Source organism: Micromonospora polyrhachis (assembly GCF_014203835.1).
GTDB classification, from domain to species: Bacteria; Actinomycetota; Actinomycetes; order Mycobacteriales; family Micromonosporaceae; genus Micromonospora_H; species Micromonospora_H polyrhachis.
The window spans coordinates 4,199,542-4,220,349 of sequence record NZ_JACHJW010000001.1; the positions used below are offsets into that span (position 1 = coordinate 4,199,542).

Below are 20,808 nucleotides of genomic sequence, written 5' to 3' on the forward strand. Positions count from 1 at the left end.
CCCCTCGATGCTTTACACGAGGAATTTCTCCAGCCAGTTCCAGGCCGACCCATCGGCCCGGTTCAGGCGGACTCTCTGGCCTGGCGGGCCGCGTCGATCCGCTCGCGGGCCCCGTCCAGCCAGTGCTGGCAGACCTCGGCGAGCCGTTCACCGCGCTCCCAGAGCGCCAGCGACTCCTCCAGCGAGGTCCCCCCGGCCTCCAGCCGTTCGACCACCGACGCCAGTTCGGCACGGGCCTGTTCGTAGCTCAGCCGCTCGTCCGGCCCGGTCACGTTCTTCTTCTGGTCGGCCATGGCGGTCCTTTCCTCGGTACATCCGGTCCGGGTCGGCGCATCCGCGGACCCGGGTCGGGATGAAGTCTCTCGTCCGCCGCAGCGGACACCCCGGCGGTGATCAGGATTGCGGCGGGCACGTTCAGCTGTCGACCGTTGCCGCGACCTCGCCCCGGGCGAGCCGTAGCCGCAGCGGATCGCCGGCGGCGACCTCCGCCGAGTCGCGTACCACCTGGCCATCGGCGCGCTGCACGATGGCGTACCCCCGATCCAGGGTCGCGGCCGGGGAGAGCGCGCGGAGCCGGGCCACGGTGTGTCGCAGGTCGCCGGTGGCGGTGCCCAGGCGGTGGTCGAGACAGCGGGTGGCTCGATCCCGTAACCCGGCCACGTCGGTGGCCCGCTGATCCAGCATCACGCCGGGTCGGGCCAACACCGGCCGGGAGCGCAGCGCGTCGATCCGGTGCGACTCCCGGTCGACCAGGTTGACGACCGCCCGGTCCAGTCGCTGCCGGGCCTGGCGGATCAACCGTGACTCCTCAGCCAGGTCGGGCACCACCCGCTTGGCCGCGTCGGTCGGGGTGGAGGCGCGGACGTCGGCCACGTAGTCGACCAGTGGCGCGTCCGTCTCGTGCCCGATGGCACTGATCACCGGGGTACGGCAGGCGAACACCGCCCGACACAGCGCCTCGTCGGAGAAGGGCAACAGGTCCTCGGTACTGCCGCCGCCCCGGGCCAGGATGATCACGTCGATCCGGTCGTCCGCGTCGAGCACCTTCAGCGCGTCGATGATCTGCGGTACGGCGGTCGGCCCCTGCACCGCCACGTTGACGGTCCGGAACTCCACCGCCGGCCAGCGGCGCTGGGCATTGGTGAGTACGTCCCGTTCGGCGGCCGAGGCCCGACCGGTGATCAGCCCGACCCGGCCGGGCAGGAACGGCGGCCGGCGCTTGCGGGCCCGGTCGAAGAGCCCCTCCGCCGCCAGCAGCTTCTTGAGTTTCTCCAGCCGGGCCAGCAACTCGCCGAGACCGACCTGGCGGATCTCGTCGGCGCGCAGGCTGAGCGTGCCCCGGGCGGCGTAGAACTCCGGTTTGGCATGCAGCACCACCTTTGCGCCGTCAGCCAGCTCGGGTGCCCCGGCGTCCAGTACGTCCCGGTTGGTGGTTACGGTCAGGCTCAGGTCGGCCGAGGAGTCACGCAGGGTGAGGAAGACGGTGGCGGCACCGGGCCGGCGACTGATCTGGGCGACCTGACCCTCCACCCAGACCCAGCCCAGCTTGCTGATCCAGCCACTCACCTTCTGGCTGACCACCCGGACCGGCCACGGCTCGTCGGGGCTGCTGCGCGGGATCTCCGGCTGAGTCACCGGCCCAGCCTACGGCCAGGGGCGGACATGGCCGCTCGGTGCGACTCCGGGCGGTCCCGGTGCCGACACGTAGACTGGACGGGTGACCGAGGCCCAGGCGACCACAGAGACCGGCAAGCGCGTGCTACTGGCCAAGCCCCGTGGCTACTGCGCTGGCGTGGACCGTGCGGTGCAGACCGTGGAGGAAGCGCTCAAGCTCTACGGTGCCCCGATCTACGTACGCAAGCAGATCGTGCACAACAAGCACGTCGTGTCGACCCTGGAGCAGCAGGGGGCGATCTTCGTGGAGGAGAACGAGGAGGTGCCGGAGGGTGCCACCGTGATCTTCTCGGCGCACGGCGTCGCCCCCGAGGTGCACGAGCAGGCCAAAACCCGCTCGCTCAAGGCGATCGACGCGACCTGCCCCCTGGTGACCAAGGTCCACCAGGAGGCCAAGCGGTTCGCCGCCGAGGACTACGACATCCTGCTGATCGGTCACGAGGGGCACGAGGAGGTCATCGGCACCTCCGGCGAAGCTCCCGAGCACATCCAGCTCATCGACGGGCCGCACGACGCGGACAAGGTCACCGTCCGCGACCCGAACAAGGTCGTCTGGCTCTCGCAGACCACGCTGTCGGTCGACGAGACACTGGAGACGGTGGCCCGGCTCAAGAAGCGACTGCCCATGTTGCAGTCGCCGCCCAGCGACGACATCTGCTACGCCACCTCCAATCGGCAGCAGGTGGTCAAGGAGATCGCCCCCGAGTGCGACGTGGTGATCGTGGTGGGCTCGCGCAACTCGTCCAACTCGGTACGCCTGGTCGAGGTCGCCCTGGGTGCCGGTGCCGGTGCCGGCCACCTGGTGGACTATGCCTCGGAGATCGCCGACGAGTGGTTGACCAACGCCCGTACGGTGGGCCTGACCTCGGGAGCCAGCGTCCCCGACGACCTGGTCATGCAGGTCCTGGAGCATCTCGCGGCCCGGGGTTTCACCGACGTGACCGAGGTGACCACCGCCGACGAACGGCTCACCTTCTCCCTGCCGCAGGAACTCAAGCGCGACATGAAGGCCGCCGCGGCCCGCGCCGCCTCCTGAGGCTGACACCGTTCGACTGCGTCGAACAGGGAACGGTTGATCGGCGCGGGGCATCATATTCGGTATGAGAACGATCAGGATCGTCGCATCCGCCATGCTCGCTTGCCTGGTCCTGAGCGCGTGCGCCCAGGACGGCCCGACCGGCACGTCCCCGACCCCGACCGCATCGGAGGGAACACCGGTGACCACTCCGCCCGTCGACCCCGGCAGCACCGATTCCGGCAACCCGTCGCCGCCGCCCGGCAAGTCCCCCGTGCCTCGGCCACCCGGTAGGACGACCCCACCGTCCGACACGATCACCATCAGCGGCACGATCATCGCCGGGGTCGAGGCCGGCTGTGTGCTGCTCGACCGCTACCTGCTCCTGGGTGGCCCGCGTGAGCTGCTGCGCGCTGGGGCGACGGTGACGGTGACCGGCCGGGTGCAGCCGGGCCTGATGACCACCTGCCAGCAGGGCACCCCGTTCGTGGTGGAGAGCGCCAAGGCCGCCTGAGTGTCGCCGAGGTTCACGAGTCAGTGCCCGCAACTGCCTAGACCCGTGAGTCAGTGACCGCAGCGCAGCCTAGGGCCGCGAGGTAGCGGCCGCAAACGGCACGGAGCCCGTCCCTCCGAGGAGGAACGGGCTCCGTGGCTATCCGAAGCGGTACGTCAGGAGATGGTGCCGATCGACACCGAACCCCGACCGATGATCGCGCCCTCGTCGGTCTGCACGGCCAGCTCGCCGTAGAGCGTCCGACCGGCGGCCGGAGCAGCCGAGGCGGTGACCGAGCCGGTGACCGTGGCGGTGGCACCGTTGGCCAGGGTCAGCGACCCGCTGGCGGTCGACAGCGAACCGAGCGACGACGCGGTGAACGAGTCCCGGTAGTCGTACGCGGTGCTGCCCCCCGCCCCGTCCACGGCGTAGCCGTCGACGACCACCCGGTAGGTGCCCGGGACGGGGTTGGCGATCGTGACCGCCTCCTCCGAGTCGCCGTCGGCGGCCTGGCCCACCAGGGTGGTGCCCCGGAAGACCCGCAGGTCCAGGTCGGCGGCCAGGTTGGCGGTGTTTCCGATCCGGGCGGTGAAGCTGGTCGCCCCGGCCGGCACCTCGACGGTGTATTCCTGGACGGTACCCTCGGTGATCGTCGGCCGGCTGCTGGCGACGCTGGAGAGCGCGCCACCGACGCCGGTGACGGTCACCGGACCGAAGCCGTTCTTCAGCGACCAGCTGACCGGGGTCGCCACGTTGGTCGGCACACTGGGCAGCTCGATCGTTGCCGGCTCCACCGTCACGCCCTGCACCCGGGCCAGCAGCTGGTACGGGTTGTTCAGCGCCGGTGAGGTGCGCCGGGCCTCCACCTCGATCTCCCAGACACCCGGGATCGGGTTGTCGTACGACCGCTCCTGCGGCTTGCAGACGGCTGGGTCGGAGTAGTTGGTGTAGCACTGCGTGGTAGCGGTCGGGTCGGCCGGCACGCCGTACGGGTTGATGGCGATGAACCGGGTCTGCGATCCGGTGGCGATGCCCGACAGGTTGACCTGCAACGACCCGGCACCGGCGGGCACCGTGACGAAGTAGGACGTGGTGCTGTTGCGCTCGACCGAGCCGCTGGCCGTGATGGCGTGGCTCGGCTTCTTGGTGTCCGCACCGATCACGACCGTGGCGGACATCTCGAAGTCGACCACCGAGGTCTTCGGGTCGTCGATCCGCAGGATGGCGGCGTGCACGCCGACCTCGCCCCGGGCCTCCACATAGAACGTGACGGTCTTGTTCAGCGGCAGGTCCAGCGTCTTCGGCGCGTTACGGAACGTACCGTCGTTGCCAACCCAGTTGAGCTTGTGCTTGACCGTCTTGTTCGGACCGCTGGTCCGGGTGACCTTGACGGCGTACTTCTTGGTGACACCCGGCCGCTGGCCACCGTCGGTGGCGGCGCACCGGTTGTAGAGGCCGGTGCCCTGGTGCGGGGTGGTGAGCAGGTGGGAGATCGGCGTGCAGACCGGGGCGGTCAGCTCGTAGTCCCGGGTCTCGACGCCCCGGGCGAGCAGCTTCCAGGCCCCGTTGACGTCGAACAGACCGTTGCCCTGGCCGTGCACCGAGACGTTCTTGATCGGCTTGGCCGAGGTGTAGATCGCCCGGCGCAGTGCGGCCGGGGTGACCCCGTTGTGCGTGGCCTTGGCAGCCGAGAGCAGCAGCGCGGCGGCACCGGTGGCCTGCGGGGAGGCCATCGAGGTGCCCTGGAGCATCTGGTAGCCCGGCGGCAGCGCGTAGCCCGCCTCGGCGACCGGGACACCCGGCATCCAGGTCGGCGTGGTGGAGATGGCCGAGCCCGGCGCGGTGATGTTCGGCTTGAAACCACCGTCCTCACGCGGACCGCGGGAGGAGAACGGCTGCAGGTTGTACGGCGTACGCACCGCCGAGCCGTAGTTGGCCAGCCAGCTCTCCCGGCTGGCACTGGCGGCGACGGAGACCACGTTGCTGGTCACCGACGGGTCGCCGATGGTGTTCACGCCCGGCCCGCTGTTACCGGCCGAGATGAAGATCTGCACGCCGTAGTCGTTGATCAGCCGGTTGTAGAGCACCGACCGGGCGCTGTTGCCGTCGTTGAGCGCCGGCAGGCCACCGATCGAGATGTTCACGACGTCGACCCGCCGGTTGACGACCAGGTCGACCATGCCGGTGGTCAGCGCCGCGTAGGTGCAGCCGCCGCCCCAGGAGCAGGCGCGGGCGGAGACCAGCTTGGCGCCGGGCGCGGCACCGTCGAAGGCGGTGTTACCGAACATGTCGTTGGCGGCGGTGATGCCGGCGACGTGCGAGCCGTGGGCGCTCTCCGACAGGCCGATGCTGACGTAGTCGACCAGGCCCGGACCGCCGGCCGGCGTGGTGTCCACGTCCTCGCGGTACTCGACCACGAACGGGATCCGCTCGCGGATCTCGGTGGCCGGGTTGTCGGTGCCGAAGTAGGCGACGTCGAACTTCTCCTTGTACGGCCGCATCACAGCGTCGTCGGTGAAGTCGAAGTTCTGGTTGGTGTCCACCCGGATGTCGTGGCTCACCGCGTCGTACAGGATGCCGAAGGTGTCGGTGGTGTCACCGTCGCGGTTGATGTCCCCGGCCGGGGCGCTGGCCGCGGTGATCGACTCGGCGAACCGGTTGAACCGGTAGGTGCCGGCCGGGGCCTTCCAGGTCTGGGTGCCGATGGTGAAGGTCGGTCCGGTCACCTCGGTGAGCATCGGCCGCCAGCTCGCGTCCTCCAGCGGGTCGGTCGCGGTGACCCAGTCGACGATCTTGCGCTCGCCGGTGGTGGTGGTCTGCAACGCCGGGTGAGCCACGTCGACACCGGAGTCCATGATGCCGATGGTCACGCCCCGCCCGTCCCACTGCGGGTGCCGCTGCTTGAACGACACCGCACCGGTCTCGTGCGTCGGCATGAAGGGGTTCACGGCCGGCGTGCCCGCGCCGGGAGCGGTCGCCCCGGCCGTGGGGGTCGGCGCCTTGCGGGCGGCACTGACGTCGGTCCGGTCGCCCGGTGCCGGGTCGGGCAGCGGTACGGCCTCGTCGAGGTCGATCGCGGTCACACCGGGCAGCGTGGCGGCCTGGGTCACCATCCCGGTGGGCACCTTGGCCAGCAGGTAGCCGACCGAGTCGAACTGGCGGCTGACGGTGCCGCCGAGTCGGGCCAGCCCGGCGGCGACGTCGTTCGCCTCACCCTTGTCGGTGGCGACGATGACCGTCACCGACCGGTCGCCCTTGGCCTCTGCCTCGGCCAGGAGCTTCGCGTCGCGGGAACCCAGGGCATTGGCCGGGTTGGCCTTCGGCACGTCGGTCTCGCTCGGTGGGCTGGCGCTCGCGGCGGTGGCACCACCCGTCAGGGTCATGGCCCCGGCTGCCACGACCGACGCGAGGAGCCCGGCGGAGGTACGCCGACTCCAGGTGCGGGGTCTACTCACGTTCTCTTCCTCCAGAGAACAGGGCCCTCAGATGCAGGGCACGTGTGAGCCGCATCTTCCGTCTTGTCCGGAGAGCTGTCACTACTGGCAGCGCGCTTTGTGACTGCCCCGTGATAGGAATCTGTGCGACCAGCCGGGAGTCGTGACAGGATGATCACAATTAGTGGCCATCGATCTGATGTTGTCGACCGATCGGACCGGCTATAGGGCCTGCGGCGGCTGGTCGACCAACTCCCTCGGCGGCTGGTCGACCAACTCTGGAGCCTGCGGCTGGTCGACCAACTCCGGAGCCTGCGGCTGGCGCGGTGTCACCTCGACCTGGGCCGGAGTGGACAGATGGTCCCCCGAGACCCCAAGATCCGCAAGTTTACGGGCACTGACCAGCACCCGGGCCTCCAGGGAACCGACCGCCTTGTTGTACGCGGTCACCGCCCCGCCCAACGCCCCGCCCAACTTGGACACATGCTCGCCGAGGGTGGACAGCCGGCCGTACAGCTCCCGGGCCAGGGTGTGTACGGCGACCGCGTTACGGGCCAGTGCCTCCTGCCGCCAGGTGTACGCCACGGTACGCAGCAGCGCGACCAGGGTGGCCGGAGTGGCCAGCACCACGTTGCGGGCGAAGGCGTACTCCAGCAGTGTCGGGTCACGTTGCAGCGCGACGTCGAGGAACGGGTCGGCTGGCACGAACAGGACCACGAACTCGGGGGTCTGCTCGAACGCCGCCCAGTAGGACTTGCCCGCCAACGAGTCGACGTGGGCCCGCAGGTGCCGGGCGTGCGCGTCGAGCTGGCTGTCCCGGCCGCGTTCGTCCCGGGCCTCCATCGCGGTCAGGTACGCGTCGAAGGGTGCCTTGGCGTCCACCACCACCGATCGGCCGCCGTGCAGCCGGACCACCAGATCGGGGCGTACCCCCTGATGGTCGGTGGCGGCGGTGACCTGCTCGTCGAAGTCGCAGTGTTCCAGCAGGCCGGCCGCCTCGACGATGCGGCGTAGCTGGTGCTCGCCCCAGCGGCCTCGCACCTGCGGTGCGCGCAGCGCCGCCACCAGTTGTTTGGTCTCGGTGCGCAGTTCGCCGGAGACGGCGCCCATGGCGCGTACCTGCTCGCGCAGTTCGGCGTAGGCGTCCACCCGATCGTGTTCCAGCTCGGCCACCCGCTGCTCGTAACGGCGCAGCGACTCGTGCAGCGGCGCGACCGCCCGGGCCACCGCCTCCTGGGACTGCGCCGTCGCCTCGTAGGAGAGCGCACGCATCGACTGCTCCAGCCGGCCCTCGCCGTCCCGGGTCGCCCGCAGGGTCGCATCGAGTCGGGCGATCTCGGTCGCCGACCGGGTGCGGGCGGCCAGCCAACCGGCGGCCCCGCCCACCCCGAGGCAGCAGATCACCACGGCCACCGTCGAAGCATCCACCCGTCGAGCATGCCAAACAGCTACGGCGACACTGTGACCTGGCTCGCTGGCCCGCCGACGGGATGGTGGGACGGAGCTACCGTCGTACTCATGAAATGGGCCCTGTTTCTCCTGTTCCTGGTGCTGGTCGTTGGCCTCCTGGTGTGGCTGCGGCGGGAGACCGCGGCCCGGCAGGCGCGGGCACTGGCCGACGCCCGGGCCGAGGCGCAGCGCTGGTACGAGCGGCTGGGCGGCCAGGTGATGGGCCTGCATGGCGACGAGCCGGCGGTCCGGCAGGCGCTGGCCGACGCGGGGGAGCGGTACACCGCGGCCGGCGGGCAGTTGGAGCAGGCCCGGACGGCTCGGCAGTACGAACTGGCCCGGGAGACCGCGCTGGAGGGCTTGGCCTACATCCGGGCGGCCCGGACCGCGCTCGGCATCGATCCCGGTCCGGAGCTGCCGCAGTTGGCCGCCGCCCGGGGTGCCGGGGCGGTCACCGTGCCTCGTGAGGTGAACGTGCAGGGGCAGGTCTTCAAGGCCGGTCCGCAGCCGGGCGCGGCGACGCCGTACTACTACCCGGGTGGCCGGATGCAGGGTCGTCCGGTGCCGGCGGGCTGGTATTCGACGCCCTGGTGGAAGACCGGCCTGGCCGCCGGTGCGGGTGTGCTCGGCGGCATGTTGATCGCCGACGCGCTCTTCTCGCCCGCGTTCGCCGACCCGGGCTACGGCTACGACGCCGGCTACCAGGACGGGTTTGCCGACGGTGGGGACTTCGGTGCCGAGGGTGGCGATTTCGGCGGCGGTGGGGACTTTGGTGGCGGAGACTTCGGTGGTGGCGGCGACTTCGGGGGTGGCGATTTCGGGGGTGGCGGCGACTTCGGGGGCGACTTCTGATCAGGCGGCGACTTCTGATCAGGCGGCGACTTCTGATCAGGCGGTGATTTCCGACGAGGTACGTCCAGCGCAGTTGATCTTGTCCGCTCTCGGGATGCTGGCCGCCCCCCGGATGGTAGGGCTGGCCGGATGGTCTCGGGTCGGCTCGCGAGGCAGAGTCACAGGGTGACCTCAGAAATGCGGACCATGTCACCGGCCACCTCGCGGACCTCGGTGGGATGGCTGGTCAGTGTGGGCGTGGCGGCGCTGGCCGTGGCAGCGGTAACGATCGTCGCCCAGTCGACCGGGCGGTTCCACTGGTGGGCGGGCTTCATCCTGCTGCCCGGTGCCCTGATTGCGGCGACCGGCGGGCCGCTGTTGACCCGGGGTGGCGGCGGCCGGAGCTTCACCGGCTATCTCGTGGTGTGGGTCGGGGGCCACGTCTTCGCCGTCGGGGCGATCCTCATGTTCGGTGCGATGGGCCGGTGCTGGCCGCTCATGATTGTGCTGCCGACACTGGCTGTTGCCGGCACCTACCTGTGGCGACCGGTGCATCCCCTGGCACGGGCCCTGCACCGCACCATCGCCTGTTTGGCGCTCGCCGGAGCCGCCGTCGGTGGGACGTTGCAGTTGCTGGTGGCGGACGTCGTCGACTTCGGTCAGACCGCCTGGTGGGGCGGGTTCATGATGCTTGCCGGCGTGATCATGCTGCTCAACGGCCTGGAACTACTTCGGCACCGGATCGACTACCGGGTGTCGGCGTTGACGCTGATCGCCGGCCCGGCTGTGATCAGCTTCCTGCTCGGGTTGCAGTTCCTACGCGGCTGGCCGTACTGACCCGACGTCGATTCCTGACGGGGCGGTAAGGACGGGCGATGGAACTGGGGCGATGAGGACGTGGGATCGGCGAGCCCCGTGGCGATCTTCGACGCCGACTGTTGACCCTGCTGGAAACCGTGAACGATCCTCGCCGGGAGTTGTATCTTCAACTACTCTCGGTGATCAACGGTTGGCCGGCTACGGAGAGTTCGGTGCCGGCGTTGGGTTGGTTCATCCGGGCGCTGCGGGCGTGGATGTCGGGATAGCGGGCCGAAGTGGTCCAAGTTGACTGGGGGCCGCCGATGGCCCCGCAGTCCTTGCTCAAGAAACGCTCAAGATTTCCATCCATCGATTGAGTGCGAACTTCGTAACCCTGAAACTTGTCGCCAGGTTTCGCCGGGGTGCTGAAGAAAGGCTCCATCATGGGTGGTTACCAGCAGTACGGCCGGCGACCTGGGAAACAGGCTGCTGGGGGCCGCACGCGTCGGATCGCGATCGTCACGGCGGCCGTGATGCTGCTCAGCTTCGTCACACCGACCAAGGCCGAGCCCGGCCCCGACCCGTTCCCGCTGGGCTGGTTGTGGTCGGCGCTGCGGACGGCACGGGCGGCGGCCGCTCCGCTGATCACCGGGCTGCCGGTGCAGCCGTGGGGAGCGAAGCGGGGGCCGGAGACCGCCTCGTACGCCGACACCAGGGCGGGTCGGGGAAACGGACTCCTACCGGGCCGAGGCATCGGTGCGGTCGAGGCGTACGAACCACCGACGCGGCAACGGGGGCACGCGTCGGTGACACCCAGTCTCGGCGACGACGCCAGTTTCAGCCCGACGAAGAGCCGGCGGGTCGCCGACGCCGCCTCGGCAACCTCCGACCTGTACGCCAACCCGGATGGCTCCTACACCCGCAAGGTCCACGAACTGCCGGTCAACTACAAGCGCACCGACGGCAAGTGGACCCCGATCGATCCGAACCTCAGTCGGAGTGCGGACGGCCGGTACCGGCAGCGCGCCAACTCGGTCGGCTTGGACTTCGCCCCCCGGGCCGACGACACCAACCTGGCGACGGTCGAGGTGGACGCCGGCCACGCGGTCTCCTACGCGCTCGCGGGCGCGGCGAAGGTGGCACCGGTGGTGACCGGGGACACCGTCACCTACGCCAACGCGATGCCGGGCGTGGACCTGCGGTTCGAGTCACGGGCGACGGAGGTGAAGGAGTTCATCGTCCTGCGCTCCGCCGACGCGCCCACCTCGTACGTCTTCCCGATGCGACTACGGGGCCTGACCCCGAAGCTGGCCGCCGACGGCTCGGTCACCCTGCACGACCGCAAGGGGGCGGTGCGAGCCACCATCCCGGCCGGCTACATGGAGGACTCCCGGTTCGACCCGCAGACAGGTGCCTTCACCCGCTCCTACGGGGTGCGCTACGAACTGGTGAACGCGGGCGGTCCGGCCCTGAAGGTGACCATCGACGCGGGCTGGCTGCGGGACCCGGCCCGGGTGTTCCCGGTGACCGTCGACCCAACCACCAACTTCGGTAACACCGGGGACACCTACGCCTACTCCAGTCAGCCGGGTAACCACGGCAGCGAGGACGAACTGCTGGCCGGCACCTGGAACGGCAGCGCCAAGGCGCACTCCTTCATGCACTTCAACAACTTCGCCCTGGCGTACGGCGGATCGAAGCTGTCCGCCGTCTCCCTGAAGATCTTCAACTCCTGGGCGGGCACCTGCACGGCGAAGCCGTTCACCGTGCACCCGATCACCCAGTCCTGGACCGAGTCGGGGGTGACCAGCTACCCCGGCCCGTCGTTCGGCGCCTCGATCGGCTCGGTCACCGCCAACCCCGGTCCGGCCTGCACCAATACCGGCGGCAACCGGAGCATCGGCACCTGGATGACCGTGCCGCTGACCGTCGACACGTTCCAGAGCTGGGCGCTGGGCGGCACCAACAACGGGCTGGCGGTGTCGGCGTCACAGACCGACATCACCCAGTGGAAGCGGTTCACCTCGCGCAACGGTCCGGCCGGCTACGGCCCGTACCTCCAGGTGACCTACACCGCCACACCCCCGCAGGTGGATGCGCAGTACCCGCCGGACGGGCACGCGGTGTCCAGCCTGACCCCGGAACTGCTGGTCGCGGCGCATGACCCGGACAACTCCGCGACCCCGCTGACCTACAACTTCGCCCTGTACAACAAGGCCGGCAACAAGATCAAGGAGTCCGGCGCTACCTCGTCGCGTAGCTGGGTGGTGCCCTCGGGCACCCTGGCCTGGGGGCAGACGTACCACTGGACGGTGCTGGCCAGCGACGGCTCCCTCACCAGTTCCTCGCAGACCATCAACACGTTGACCACCCCGGTGCCGCAGCCGCTGATCACCTCCGGGCTCGGGCAGAACGGCGGGCAGGGCTTCGAGCCGAGCGTGGCCAACTACACCACCTCGGCGACCGACGCCACCATCGCCACGGTCGGCCCGGCGCTGTCGATCGTCCGGTCGTACAACAGTCAGGACCCCCGGGTCGAGCTGGCCTTCGGCGCGGGCTGGTCCAGCCTCGCCGACACCCGGGCCACCGAGCAGCGGGACGCGGCCGGGGTGTTGCAGACCGTCGTGGTCACCTACCCCGGCGGGCAGGACGTCGCCTTCGGCCGCAACACCGACGGTTCGTTCGCCCCGCCGCTGGGCCGGTTCGCCACCTTCACCGCCGTGACCGGCGGCTACCGGCTGGTCGACAAGGACGGCACCACCTACACCTTCACCGCCGCCACCGGGGTCACCGGACGGTACGGGGTCACCTCGATCGCCGACGCGCAGGGACGTACCGAGACGTTCGTCTACGACTCGGCGAACCGGCTGGCCACCATCCGTTCGGCCGCCGGGCGGGCGTTGCACCTGACCTGGAGCACCCCGACCGGGGCCAGCACCGCGCACGTCGCCACCGTCGTCACCGACCCGGCCACCCCCGGTGCCCCGGAGACCGCCGCCACCTGGCGGTACGGCTACACCGGTGACCAGTTGACGAAGGTCTGCCCGCCGACGTCGACCACGGCGTGCACCACCTACACCTACGGGACCGGATCGCTCTATCCGACCACCCTGATGAACGCCGCGCCCAAGTCGTACTGGCGGCTCGACGAGCGCTCCGGCACCACCGCGACCAGCGAGATGCTCGACAACCAGGGCACAGACGCCAGCACGTACACCGACGTGACGCTCGGCCAGGCCGGCCCGCTGCCGGGCTCCACGGCCAAGGCCGCAGGCTTCAACGGCACCTCCTCCCTGGTGCGGCTGCCCGCCCAACTCTCCGGTGCCGCCACCAACCTGGCGGTCAGCATGTGGTTCAAGGCGAACGCCGGTGACCAGGGGCCGCTCTTCAGCTACCAGGCCGATCCGGTCACCGGCGGCGCGACCACGGCCGGCAACTACACCCCGGCGCTCTACCTCGGCACCAGCGGCAAGCTGCGCGGGCAGTTCTGGGACAACAGCATCAACCCGATCACCACCAGCGGCTCGGTGGCCGACGGGCAGTGGCACCACGTGGTGCTCACCGCGGCCGGCAACAAGCAGTGGATGTACCTGGACGGCGCGCTTGTCGGCACCAAGACCGGCGCGATCCAGACCATCAACGCCTACAGCACGGCGAACATGTACCTCGGGGCCGGGTTCCTCGGCGGTGCCTGGCCCGACCAGCCGCACTACACCGGTGGCACGGAGAACACCGGCCACGCCGCGTACCTCAAGGGAACGGTCAGCGACGCGGCGCTCTTCGACCGGTCGCTGACCGCCGACGAGGTGGCCACCATCCACGCCACCGCGACGAAGGTGGCCCGCCCGCTGACCTCGGTGGTGCGGCCCTCGGGCAACCCGTCAGCCACCATCGCGTACGACAGCGCCACCGGCACGGTCACCCAGGTCACCGACGCCAACGGCGGGGTCTGGAAGCTGAACCGGGCGACGGTCTCCGGCTCCAGCCAGGTGTACGCCGGCACGGTGCTCTCCGGTGGCCCGGCCGACTACTGGCGGCTCGGCGAGACCGGCACCACCGATGCCATCAACGAGGTCAACGGCAGCACGGCCACCCACAACGCGGTGACCCTCGGTACGACCGGCGGCCCGTTCGGCGACGCCTCGGTGGCCACCTTCGACGGCACCTCGTCGTATCTCAAGCTGGCCGACGGGTATGTGCCGACGAGCGGTCCGCACTCGATCAGCCTCTGGTTCCGTACGACGAGCGGCAACCGGACGTTGTTCAGCTACCAGGCCGACCCGATCAGCAAGACGTCCACCCCGCTGGGCTACACCCCGGCGCTCTACATCGGTGCCAGCGGCAAGCTGCACGGCCAGTTCTACCGCTCCAGCAGCGGCATGTTCAGCAGTGAGGCCAGCGTCGCCGACGGACAGTGGCACCACGTGGTGCTGGCCGCCGGTACGACCAGTCAGTCGCTGTACCTCGACGGGGAACTGGTCGACACCAAGGCGTCCACGGTCGGGCACACCGGCCAGAACCAGGTCTACGTGGGTGCCGGCTTCCTCGGTGGCGTCTGGCCCGACCAGACGCTGAACAACACCGGCACCAACACCGGCTACCCCACCTACTTCCAGGGCGACATCGCCGAGGTGGCGTTCTACCGCACCCAGTTGTCGGAGGCCCAGGCGGCGGCGCAGTTCGAGGCGCGGGGCGAGACGGCGGGCGTACCGGCGAAGACGGTGACGGTGACCGATCCGGGCGGCCGGACACTGGCCAACGTCTACGACGTGGCCACCGGTCGACAGGTCGCCGAGACCGACGCGCTGGGCAACCAGACGCAGTACGGCTACGACGTGCGGGGCTTCCTGCGTACGGTGATCGACCCGAATGGCAACGTCACCACCACCGAGCACGACGTGCGGGGCAACATCGTCTCCCACACCACCTGCCAGGACCGGACGGCCAGCCGGTGCTCGACGGTGTACTTCACGTACTACCCGGACGCGACCAGCACCGCGCTCACGCCCGACCCGCGTAACGACGTCCTGCTCACCGTCCGGGATGGCCGGTCGGCGTCGGCCACCGACAACACCTACCTGACCACGTACGCCTACGACGCGAAGGGCAACCGGATCTCGACCACCGACCCGTTGGGGCGGGTGACCCGGACCGCGTACACCGACGGCACCACCGTGCCGGCCCTCGACGGCGGGTACGCCCCGGCCGGACTGCCGATGACGGTGACCACGCCCGGCGGGGCGGTGCAGTCGGTCGGCTACTACGCCAGTGGTGACGTGGCGAAGGTGACCGACCCGGTCGGGAAGGTCACCACCTACCGCTACGACGGGCTCGGCCGGGCGGTGACCGAGACCGAGACGACCGACACCTTCCCGGCCGGTCTGGTGACCACCTACGAGTACGACAAGCTGGACCGGTTGGTGAAACGGACCGACCCGGCGACCACCAACCGGGTCACCGGGGCGGTGCACACCCCGGTCACCACGACGGTGTACGACGCCGACGGGCTGGTCGTGACGCAGACGATCGCCGACCTGACCGGCGGCGACGCGTCCCGGACGGAGAAGACGACCTACAACGCGTACGGGCAGCAGACCAGCACGACCGACGCCACCGGCAAGACCACCCGGTTCGAGTACGACGCGTACGGCAACCCGATCAAGGAACTCGACGCCGACGGCGGTGAGATCCGGTCCAGCTACGACGCGACGGGCAACCTGCTCACCTCGACGCTGGTCGGCTACGTCGGTGACCCCAACGATCCCGGCCCCGCGACCGACCTGATCGTGGAGTCCCGCAGTTACGACCCGGCCGGTCGGCTGGCCGCTCAGACCGACGCCATGGGCTGGGTGACCGCCTTCACCTACACCGACAACGGTCTGACCGCGAAGGTGGTCCGGAAGGACCCGGCGACCGGGGCGTCGTTCGTGGTCCAGGAGGACAGCTACGACGGGGCCGGCAACCTGGTCTCGCGGAAGACCCAGAACGGCACCTCCACCACCACGTACGCCGTCGATGCCGCCGGTCGACCGACCTCCTCCACGCTGGACCCGACCGGCCTGAAGCGGACTCTCAGCTACAACTACTCGCGCGACGACAACCTGGTGGCCGAGACGCTCTCGGACCCGACGGGTGAGCTTGCCAGGTCCGAGACGATGTACGACCCGATGGGCCGGGTCGTCACCGAGACGACGCACAACTCGCTGATGACCCCGGTCGGCCGCTGGCGGCTCAACCAGACCACCGGCGCCACGGCGAAGGACACGGCGGGCAACAACCCGGCCGCCGCCACGGACGTCACCTGGAGCACCGAGCGGGGCGGCGCGGCGACCTTCAACGGCACCAGCTCCTACCTGGCCACGGACAGTCCGGCGGTGGACAGCGCGCGGAGCTTCACCGTCGCGGCCTGGGTGAAGCTCACCGACAACACCGCCCGACGCAAGGTGCTCGCCACCGTCGGGGAGCAGCAGAGTTCGTTCGAGCTGCGCTACGACAACTCGAACAACCGTTGGCGGTTCGTCATGAAGTACGCCGACGTGCCGGACGCCGGTGGTACGGCGGCGAACTCGACCAGCGTGCCGGCGCTGAACACCTGGACCCACCTGGCCGGCGTCTACGACGCGACGACCGGTGCGTTGAGCCTCTATGTCAACGGGGTGAAGGAGGGCAGCTCGGCGCACGTCACGCCGTTCACCACCCAGGGGCCGCTGCTCATCGGTGCCGGCATCTACAACGCCGAGCGGGGTGACTACTGGAAGGGTGGCATCAGCGATGTTCAGGCGTACTCCCGGGTGCTGACCGCAGCCGAGATCGGCAAGGTGCATGCCGGCACCGCGCCGGCGGCCGACGCGGGCGTGATCCGGACCAGCTACAAGCTGGACGCCGACGGCCTGACCCGGGCGATGACCGACCCGAATGGCAACGTCACCAACTACGACTACGACGAGGCCGGTCGGCCGACCGTCGTCGTCGGCCCGGCGGTGCAGAGTGAGCCCAACGGTGGCGCGGCGGCGCTGGTGCGGCCGATTTCGTACACCGGTTACGACACCTTCGGCATGGAGGTGGAGTCCCGGGACCCGAACGGCAACGTGGTCGTCAGCGAGTACGACGCGGAGGGGCGTGAGGTAGCCACCCGGATGCCCAGCTACACGCCGCCGGGCTCGACCACTCCGATCACGCCGGTGACCACCAACGCCTACGACGCGCTGGGGCAGTTGACCAGCAGCACCGACGCGCTGGGTCGGATCACCCGGTACGCCTACGACCAGTTCGGTCGGGTCAGCAAGGTCACCGACCCGAACCAGGGGGTGACCAGCTACACCTACGACCCGCTGGGCGACCAGTTGTCGATGACCGACCCGACCGGGGCGAAGTCCACCGCCACCTACGACTACCTGGGCAACCAGCTCACCACCACGGACGTGGTGCGGCAGACCGGGGCGGCGTACACCACGCGGTACACGTATGGCACCAACGGCTTGCTGGCGTCGGTGAAGACGCCGGCGGGTGCGACGACCTCGATGACCTACAACGCGGCCGGTGAGACGCTGTCGGTCACCGACGCGGCGAACAACCGGACCACCTACACCTACAACGGGTCCGGTGAGCAGACCCGGATCACCCAGCCGGACGGCACCTACCACACCACCGAGTACGACATGGCCGGCCGGGAGACCGCCGAGAAGACGTATTCCGCCACGGGCACGCTGTTGCAGAGCGAGTCGGACCGGTACGACCCGGCCGGCAACATCATCGCCAGCACCGACGCCCGGGGCAGCACCACCACGTTCACCTACGACCCCACCGGCCTGGTCACCTCTGCGGTGCAGCCGATCAGCGGCTCGGATTCGATCACCACCTCGTTCGGCTACGACGCGGGCGGTAACCAGACCCGGTTCACCGACGGTCGGGGGCACTCGTACCTGACCACGTACAACACGTGGAACCTGCCGGAGTCCCAGATCGATCCGGCCACCACCACGTACCGGAACCTGGCTGACCGGTCGTTCACCGTGGCGTACAACGCGGCCGGTGACCAGACCCGGGCGTTCCTGCCCGGCGGGGTCACCCTCGACTACGAGTACGACGTCAACGGCAACCTGATCCGGCAGAGCGGCGCGGGTGCGGAGGTGACGACCGGCGACCGGAGCTTCGGCTACGACATCGGCGGCCGGGTCACCTCGGCGACGACGCCGGCCGGAACGAACACGTTCACCTACGACGACCGGGACATGCTGCTGTCGACCAGTGGCCCGTCCGGCTCGTCGTCGTTCACCTACACCGCCGACGGGTTGCTCGCCTCGCGGACCGACGCGGCCGGGACGACGTCGTACGACTACGACCCGGCCGGTCGCCTCGCCCTGCTCGTCAACGCCACGGCGGGGGTGCGGGCCGTCTACGCCTACGACAACATGTCGCAGGTCAAGACCATCACGTACGGATCGGGCGGCGGCACCCGCACCTTCGGCTACGACCCGCTGCACCGGCTCGTCACCGACGAGGTGAAGTCCGCTGCCGGTGCCACCGTCGGAAAGATCACCTACGGGTACGACGCGAACGGGAACGAGACGTCGAAGACCACCAGTGGTTTCGCCGGCTCGGCCAGCAACACCTACACCTACGACCTCGCCGACCGGCTGACCTCGTGGAGCACCGGCAGCACCACGACCGTCTACGCGTACGACAAGTCGGGCAACCGGGTGCAGGTCGGCGACCGGCTGTTCAGCTACGACGAGCGCAACCAGTTGGTCGGTGACAACAAGGGCACCACCTATCGGTACACCGCCCGGGGCACCCTCGCGGCGACGGTCGGTGGTGGCGAGACACTGGCCACGAAGACCGATGCGTTCGGGCAGATCCGCAGCCAGGGGGTCGGCGGATCCGGCGCGGAGACGTACGACTACGACGCGCTGGGGCGGGTGCTCCGGGCGGGCTTCTCCTACAGCGGGGCCGGTAACGACCTGGCCGGTGACGGTACCGCCGTCTACACCCGCGACCCGGAGGCCGACCTGGTCGGCGAGATGGCCGGCGGGACGAAGCGGATCGCCTGGACCGACCAGCACGACGATGTGGTCGGCCAACTCGACCCGACGGCGGCCACCATGGCCGGCTCGACGACCTACGACCCGCTCGGCCGGGTGCTGGCCACCAGCGGCATGATCGGGAATCTCGGCTACCAGTCGGAGTGGACCGACCGGCTGACCGGGCGGGTCAACATGCTGACCCGCTGGTACAACACCGACACCGGCCAGTTCGACACCCGGGACAACGCCGAGGTCGACCCGGTGCCGGACGCGGTCGCCGCGAACCGGTTCGCCTATGCCGACGACAACCCGATGACGGTGACCGACCCGGACGGCGAGTGGGGAATCAAGAGCCTCGTCAAGAAGGTCAAGAAGGCCGCCAAGCGGGTCGTCAAGACCGTCAAGAAGACCGTGAAGAAGGTCGCCAAGAAGGTCAAGAAGGCGGTCAAGAAGGTCGTCCACAAGGTCCGCAAGGCGGTGAAAAAGGTCAAGAAGGCGGTGTCCCGCGCGTACCACAAGGTCAAGAAGGCGGTGGTGAAGAAGTACAAACAGGTACGCAAGTGGGTGTCCCACAAGGTCGCCAAGGTCAAGCAAAAGGTCAAACGGATCTACAACAAGGTCAAACAGGCCGGTAAGGCGGTGGTGGCCAAGGCCAGCCGGGCGATCAAGAAGACCGTCAACAAGGTCAAGGACGCCTACCACGCCTCCGCGAAGTGGGTGAAGGACCACAAGAACGCGATCCTGGAGGTCGCGGCGATCGGAGCCGGAATCGTCGCCGGCCTGGCCTGTACGGCGGCGACCGCCGGAGTGGGCGCGGTTGCCTGCATGGTCGGCGCGGCAGCGGTGATCAACGTGGCCAAGGACGCCGCGCAGGGTGACATCGACGACCTCGGGGACGTACTGGGCTCCGCCGGCACCGGTGCCCTCCAGGGCCTGATGGGCGGGGTCGGCGGTGCGATCGGTGGCCGGTTGGCGGCCGGGGTCACCAGCAAGCTGGGCGGACTCGCCGGTTCCTTCGTCGGACGTTCCGCAGGCGGTGCCATCAGCGGCGGGGTGGGCGACGCGGTGAGCCAGTTCATGCTCACCGGACACGTCGACGCCAGCGGTGTGGTGGTGAGTGCCGGGATCGGCGCGGTCTTCGGTGGCTTTGCCAAGGGCGGTGCCTCGCGCCGGGGCCCACCGGACTCGGACGGGGCACCACGGGGCAACGGCAGTGGCTGTACGCACAGCTTCGACCCGAACACCCGGGTCCTGATGGCCGACGGCTCGACCCGACCGATCAAGGATGTCAACGTCGGTGACCGGGTCAAGGCGACCGACCCGACGACCGGGGTGACGAGCGCTCGCAAGGTCGAGGCACTGCACCTCAACCGCGATGCGGACCTCACCGATGTCACGGTGACCGGTAACGGGCGCACCACGACCCTGCACACCACTCAGCACCACCCGTTCTGGGACCAGTCGGTCAAGCAGTGGCGCAACGCCGCCGACCTGAAGGCCAACTCGTCGATCCTGGTGGACCCGTCCGGCACGACCCAGCGGGTCACCAAGGTCCGCAACTTCGTCGGCGACCGCTACATGCGGGACCTCACCGTCGCCAACGACCACACCTACTACGTTCTCGCCGCCAGCGCGCCGGTCCTGGTGCACAACTGCCCGGCCGGCGGCGACGGCGGTGGCAGTGGCGGCGGTGGCGGTGGCCGAGGCAACGGTGGTGGCGGCCGGGCCGACGACGACAACCCGTACAGCAACTGGGACGACATCCACGGCGGGCCGGACCTCAACCGCCGCCCAGGTGGGGTGGAGGAAGGCGAGGCCGGTGAGCGGCTGCGCCGCCGGCAGGCCCAGGACCGTACGTCGGAGGAGAGCGAGGCGCGGGCCAAGACCGCAAACGCCACGTCGGCCGTAGCCAAGGACGTCGGAAAGATCGTCAACAACGGCTCCTCGCACGCCAACGATCCGATCTCGTCGGTCGCCGTGACCGCGGTCTTCGTCGGCACCGCGATCCGTAGAGGCTGGAAGAACTGGCGCAACAACCGGCGCGGCGGCGGATAGCCATCGGGGCCGGCGGCTGACGGGCTCCGGCCCGTC

At 69.6% G+C, this 20,808-nt stretch carries 10 protein-coding genes; 6 read left to right on the forward strand and 4 right to left on the reverse strand.

Annotation, left to right across the window (positions count from 1 at the left end):
- Positions 1-62 precede the first annotated feature (62 nt).
- Positions 63-293, reverse strand: coding sequence for an exodeoxyribonuclease VII small subunit (locus FHR38_RS18500; protein WP_184535842.1), 231 nt, complete (start codon positions 291-293; stop codon positions 63-65).
- A 121-nt stretch (positions 294-414) separates the two neighbouring features.
- Positions 415-1,635, reverse strand: coding sequence for an exodeoxyribonuclease VII large subunit (xseA, locus tag FHR38_RS18505; RefSeq protein ID WP_184535843.1), 1,221 nt, complete (start codon positions 1,633-1,635; stop codon positions 415-417).
- An 82-nt stretch (positions 1,636-1,717) separates the two neighbouring features.
- Between xseA and FHR38_RS18510 the strand changes: the two genes are divergently transcribed.
- Entirely contained in the window at positions 1,718-2,710 is a 993-nt protein-coding gene (locus tag FHR38_RS18510; RefSeq protein ID WP_184535844.1) for a 4-hydroxy-3-methylbut-2-enyl diphosphate reductase, read from the forward strand.
- A 64-nt stretch (positions 2,711-2,774) separates the two neighbouring features.
- Positions 2,775-3,203 carry a hypothetical protein gene (locus FHR38_RS18515; RefSeq protein ID WP_184535845.1) on the forward strand — a complete coding sequence of 143 codons (429 nt, stop codon included), beginning with the start codon at positions 2,775-2,777 and terminating at the stop codon, positions 3,201-3,203.
- Positions 3,204-3,358: 155 nt separating this feature from the next.
- Here the strand turns inward: FHR38_RS18515 and FHR38_RS18520 are convergent, their stop codons facing one another.
- Positions 3,359-6,637 (reverse strand): S8 family serine peptidase, encoded by a 3,279-nt coding sequence (locus tag FHR38_RS18520; protein ID WP_184535846.1) that lies wholly within the window; start codon positions 6,635-6,637, stop codon positions 3,359-3,361.
- Between the two features lie 201 nt (positions 6,638-6,838).
- On the reverse strand, positions 6,839-8,044 hold the full coding sequence (locus FHR38_RS18525; protein WP_184535847.1) for a DNA recombination protein RmuC: 1,206 nt from the start codon (positions 8,042-8,044) through the stop codon (positions 6,839-6,841).
- 90 nt (positions 8,045-8,134) lie between these two features.
- Here FHR38_RS18525 and FHR38_RS18530 point away from each other — a divergent pair, with 90 nt between their 5' ends.
- From FHR38_RS18530 to FHR38_RS18545, 4 genes are all read left to right on the forward strand, one after another.
- Positions 8,135-8,917, forward strand: coding sequence for a hypothetical protein (locus tag FHR38_RS18530; RefSeq protein ID WP_184535848.1), 783 nt, complete (start codon positions 8,135-8,137; stop codon positions 8,915-8,917).
- A 165-nt stretch (positions 8,918-9,082) separates the two neighbouring features.
- Complete coding sequence (locus FHR38_RS18535) at positions 9,083-9,733, forward strand: hypothetical protein (RefSeq protein ID WP_312882255.1); 651 nt, start codon at positions 9,083-9,085, stop codon at positions 9,731-9,733.
- A 119-nt stretch (positions 9,734-9,852) separates the two neighbouring features.
- On the forward strand, positions 9,853-9,981 hold the full coding sequence (locus tag FHR38_RS32895; RefSeq protein ID WP_281384881.1) for a hypothetical protein: 129 nt from the start codon (positions 9,853-9,855) through the stop codon (positions 9,979-9,981).
- Positions 9,982-10,116: 135 nt separating this feature from the next.
- Positions 10,117-20,772, forward strand: a complete 10,656-nt coding sequence (locus FHR38_RS18545; RefSeq protein WP_221449080.1) for a LamG-like jellyroll fold domain-containing protein — start codon at positions 10,117-10,119, stop codon at positions 20,770-20,772.
- Positions 20,773-20,808 lie beyond the last annotated feature (36 nt).

Excerpts from the sequence above, each read along its gene's own strand:
- FHR38_RS18500 (WP_184535842.1), bottom strand. The coding sequence starts at position 293 with ATGGCCGACCAGAAGAAGAACGTGACCGGGCCGGACGAGCGGCTGAGC.
- FHR38_RS18515 (WP_184535845.1), top strand. The coding sequence starts at position 2,775 with ATGAGAACGATCAGGATCGTCGCATCCGCCATGCTCGCTTGCCTGGTC.
- FHR38_RS18530 (WP_184535848.1), top strand. The coding sequence starts at position 8,135 with ATGAAATGGGCCCTGTTTCTCCTGTTCCTGGTGCTGGTCGTTGGCCTC.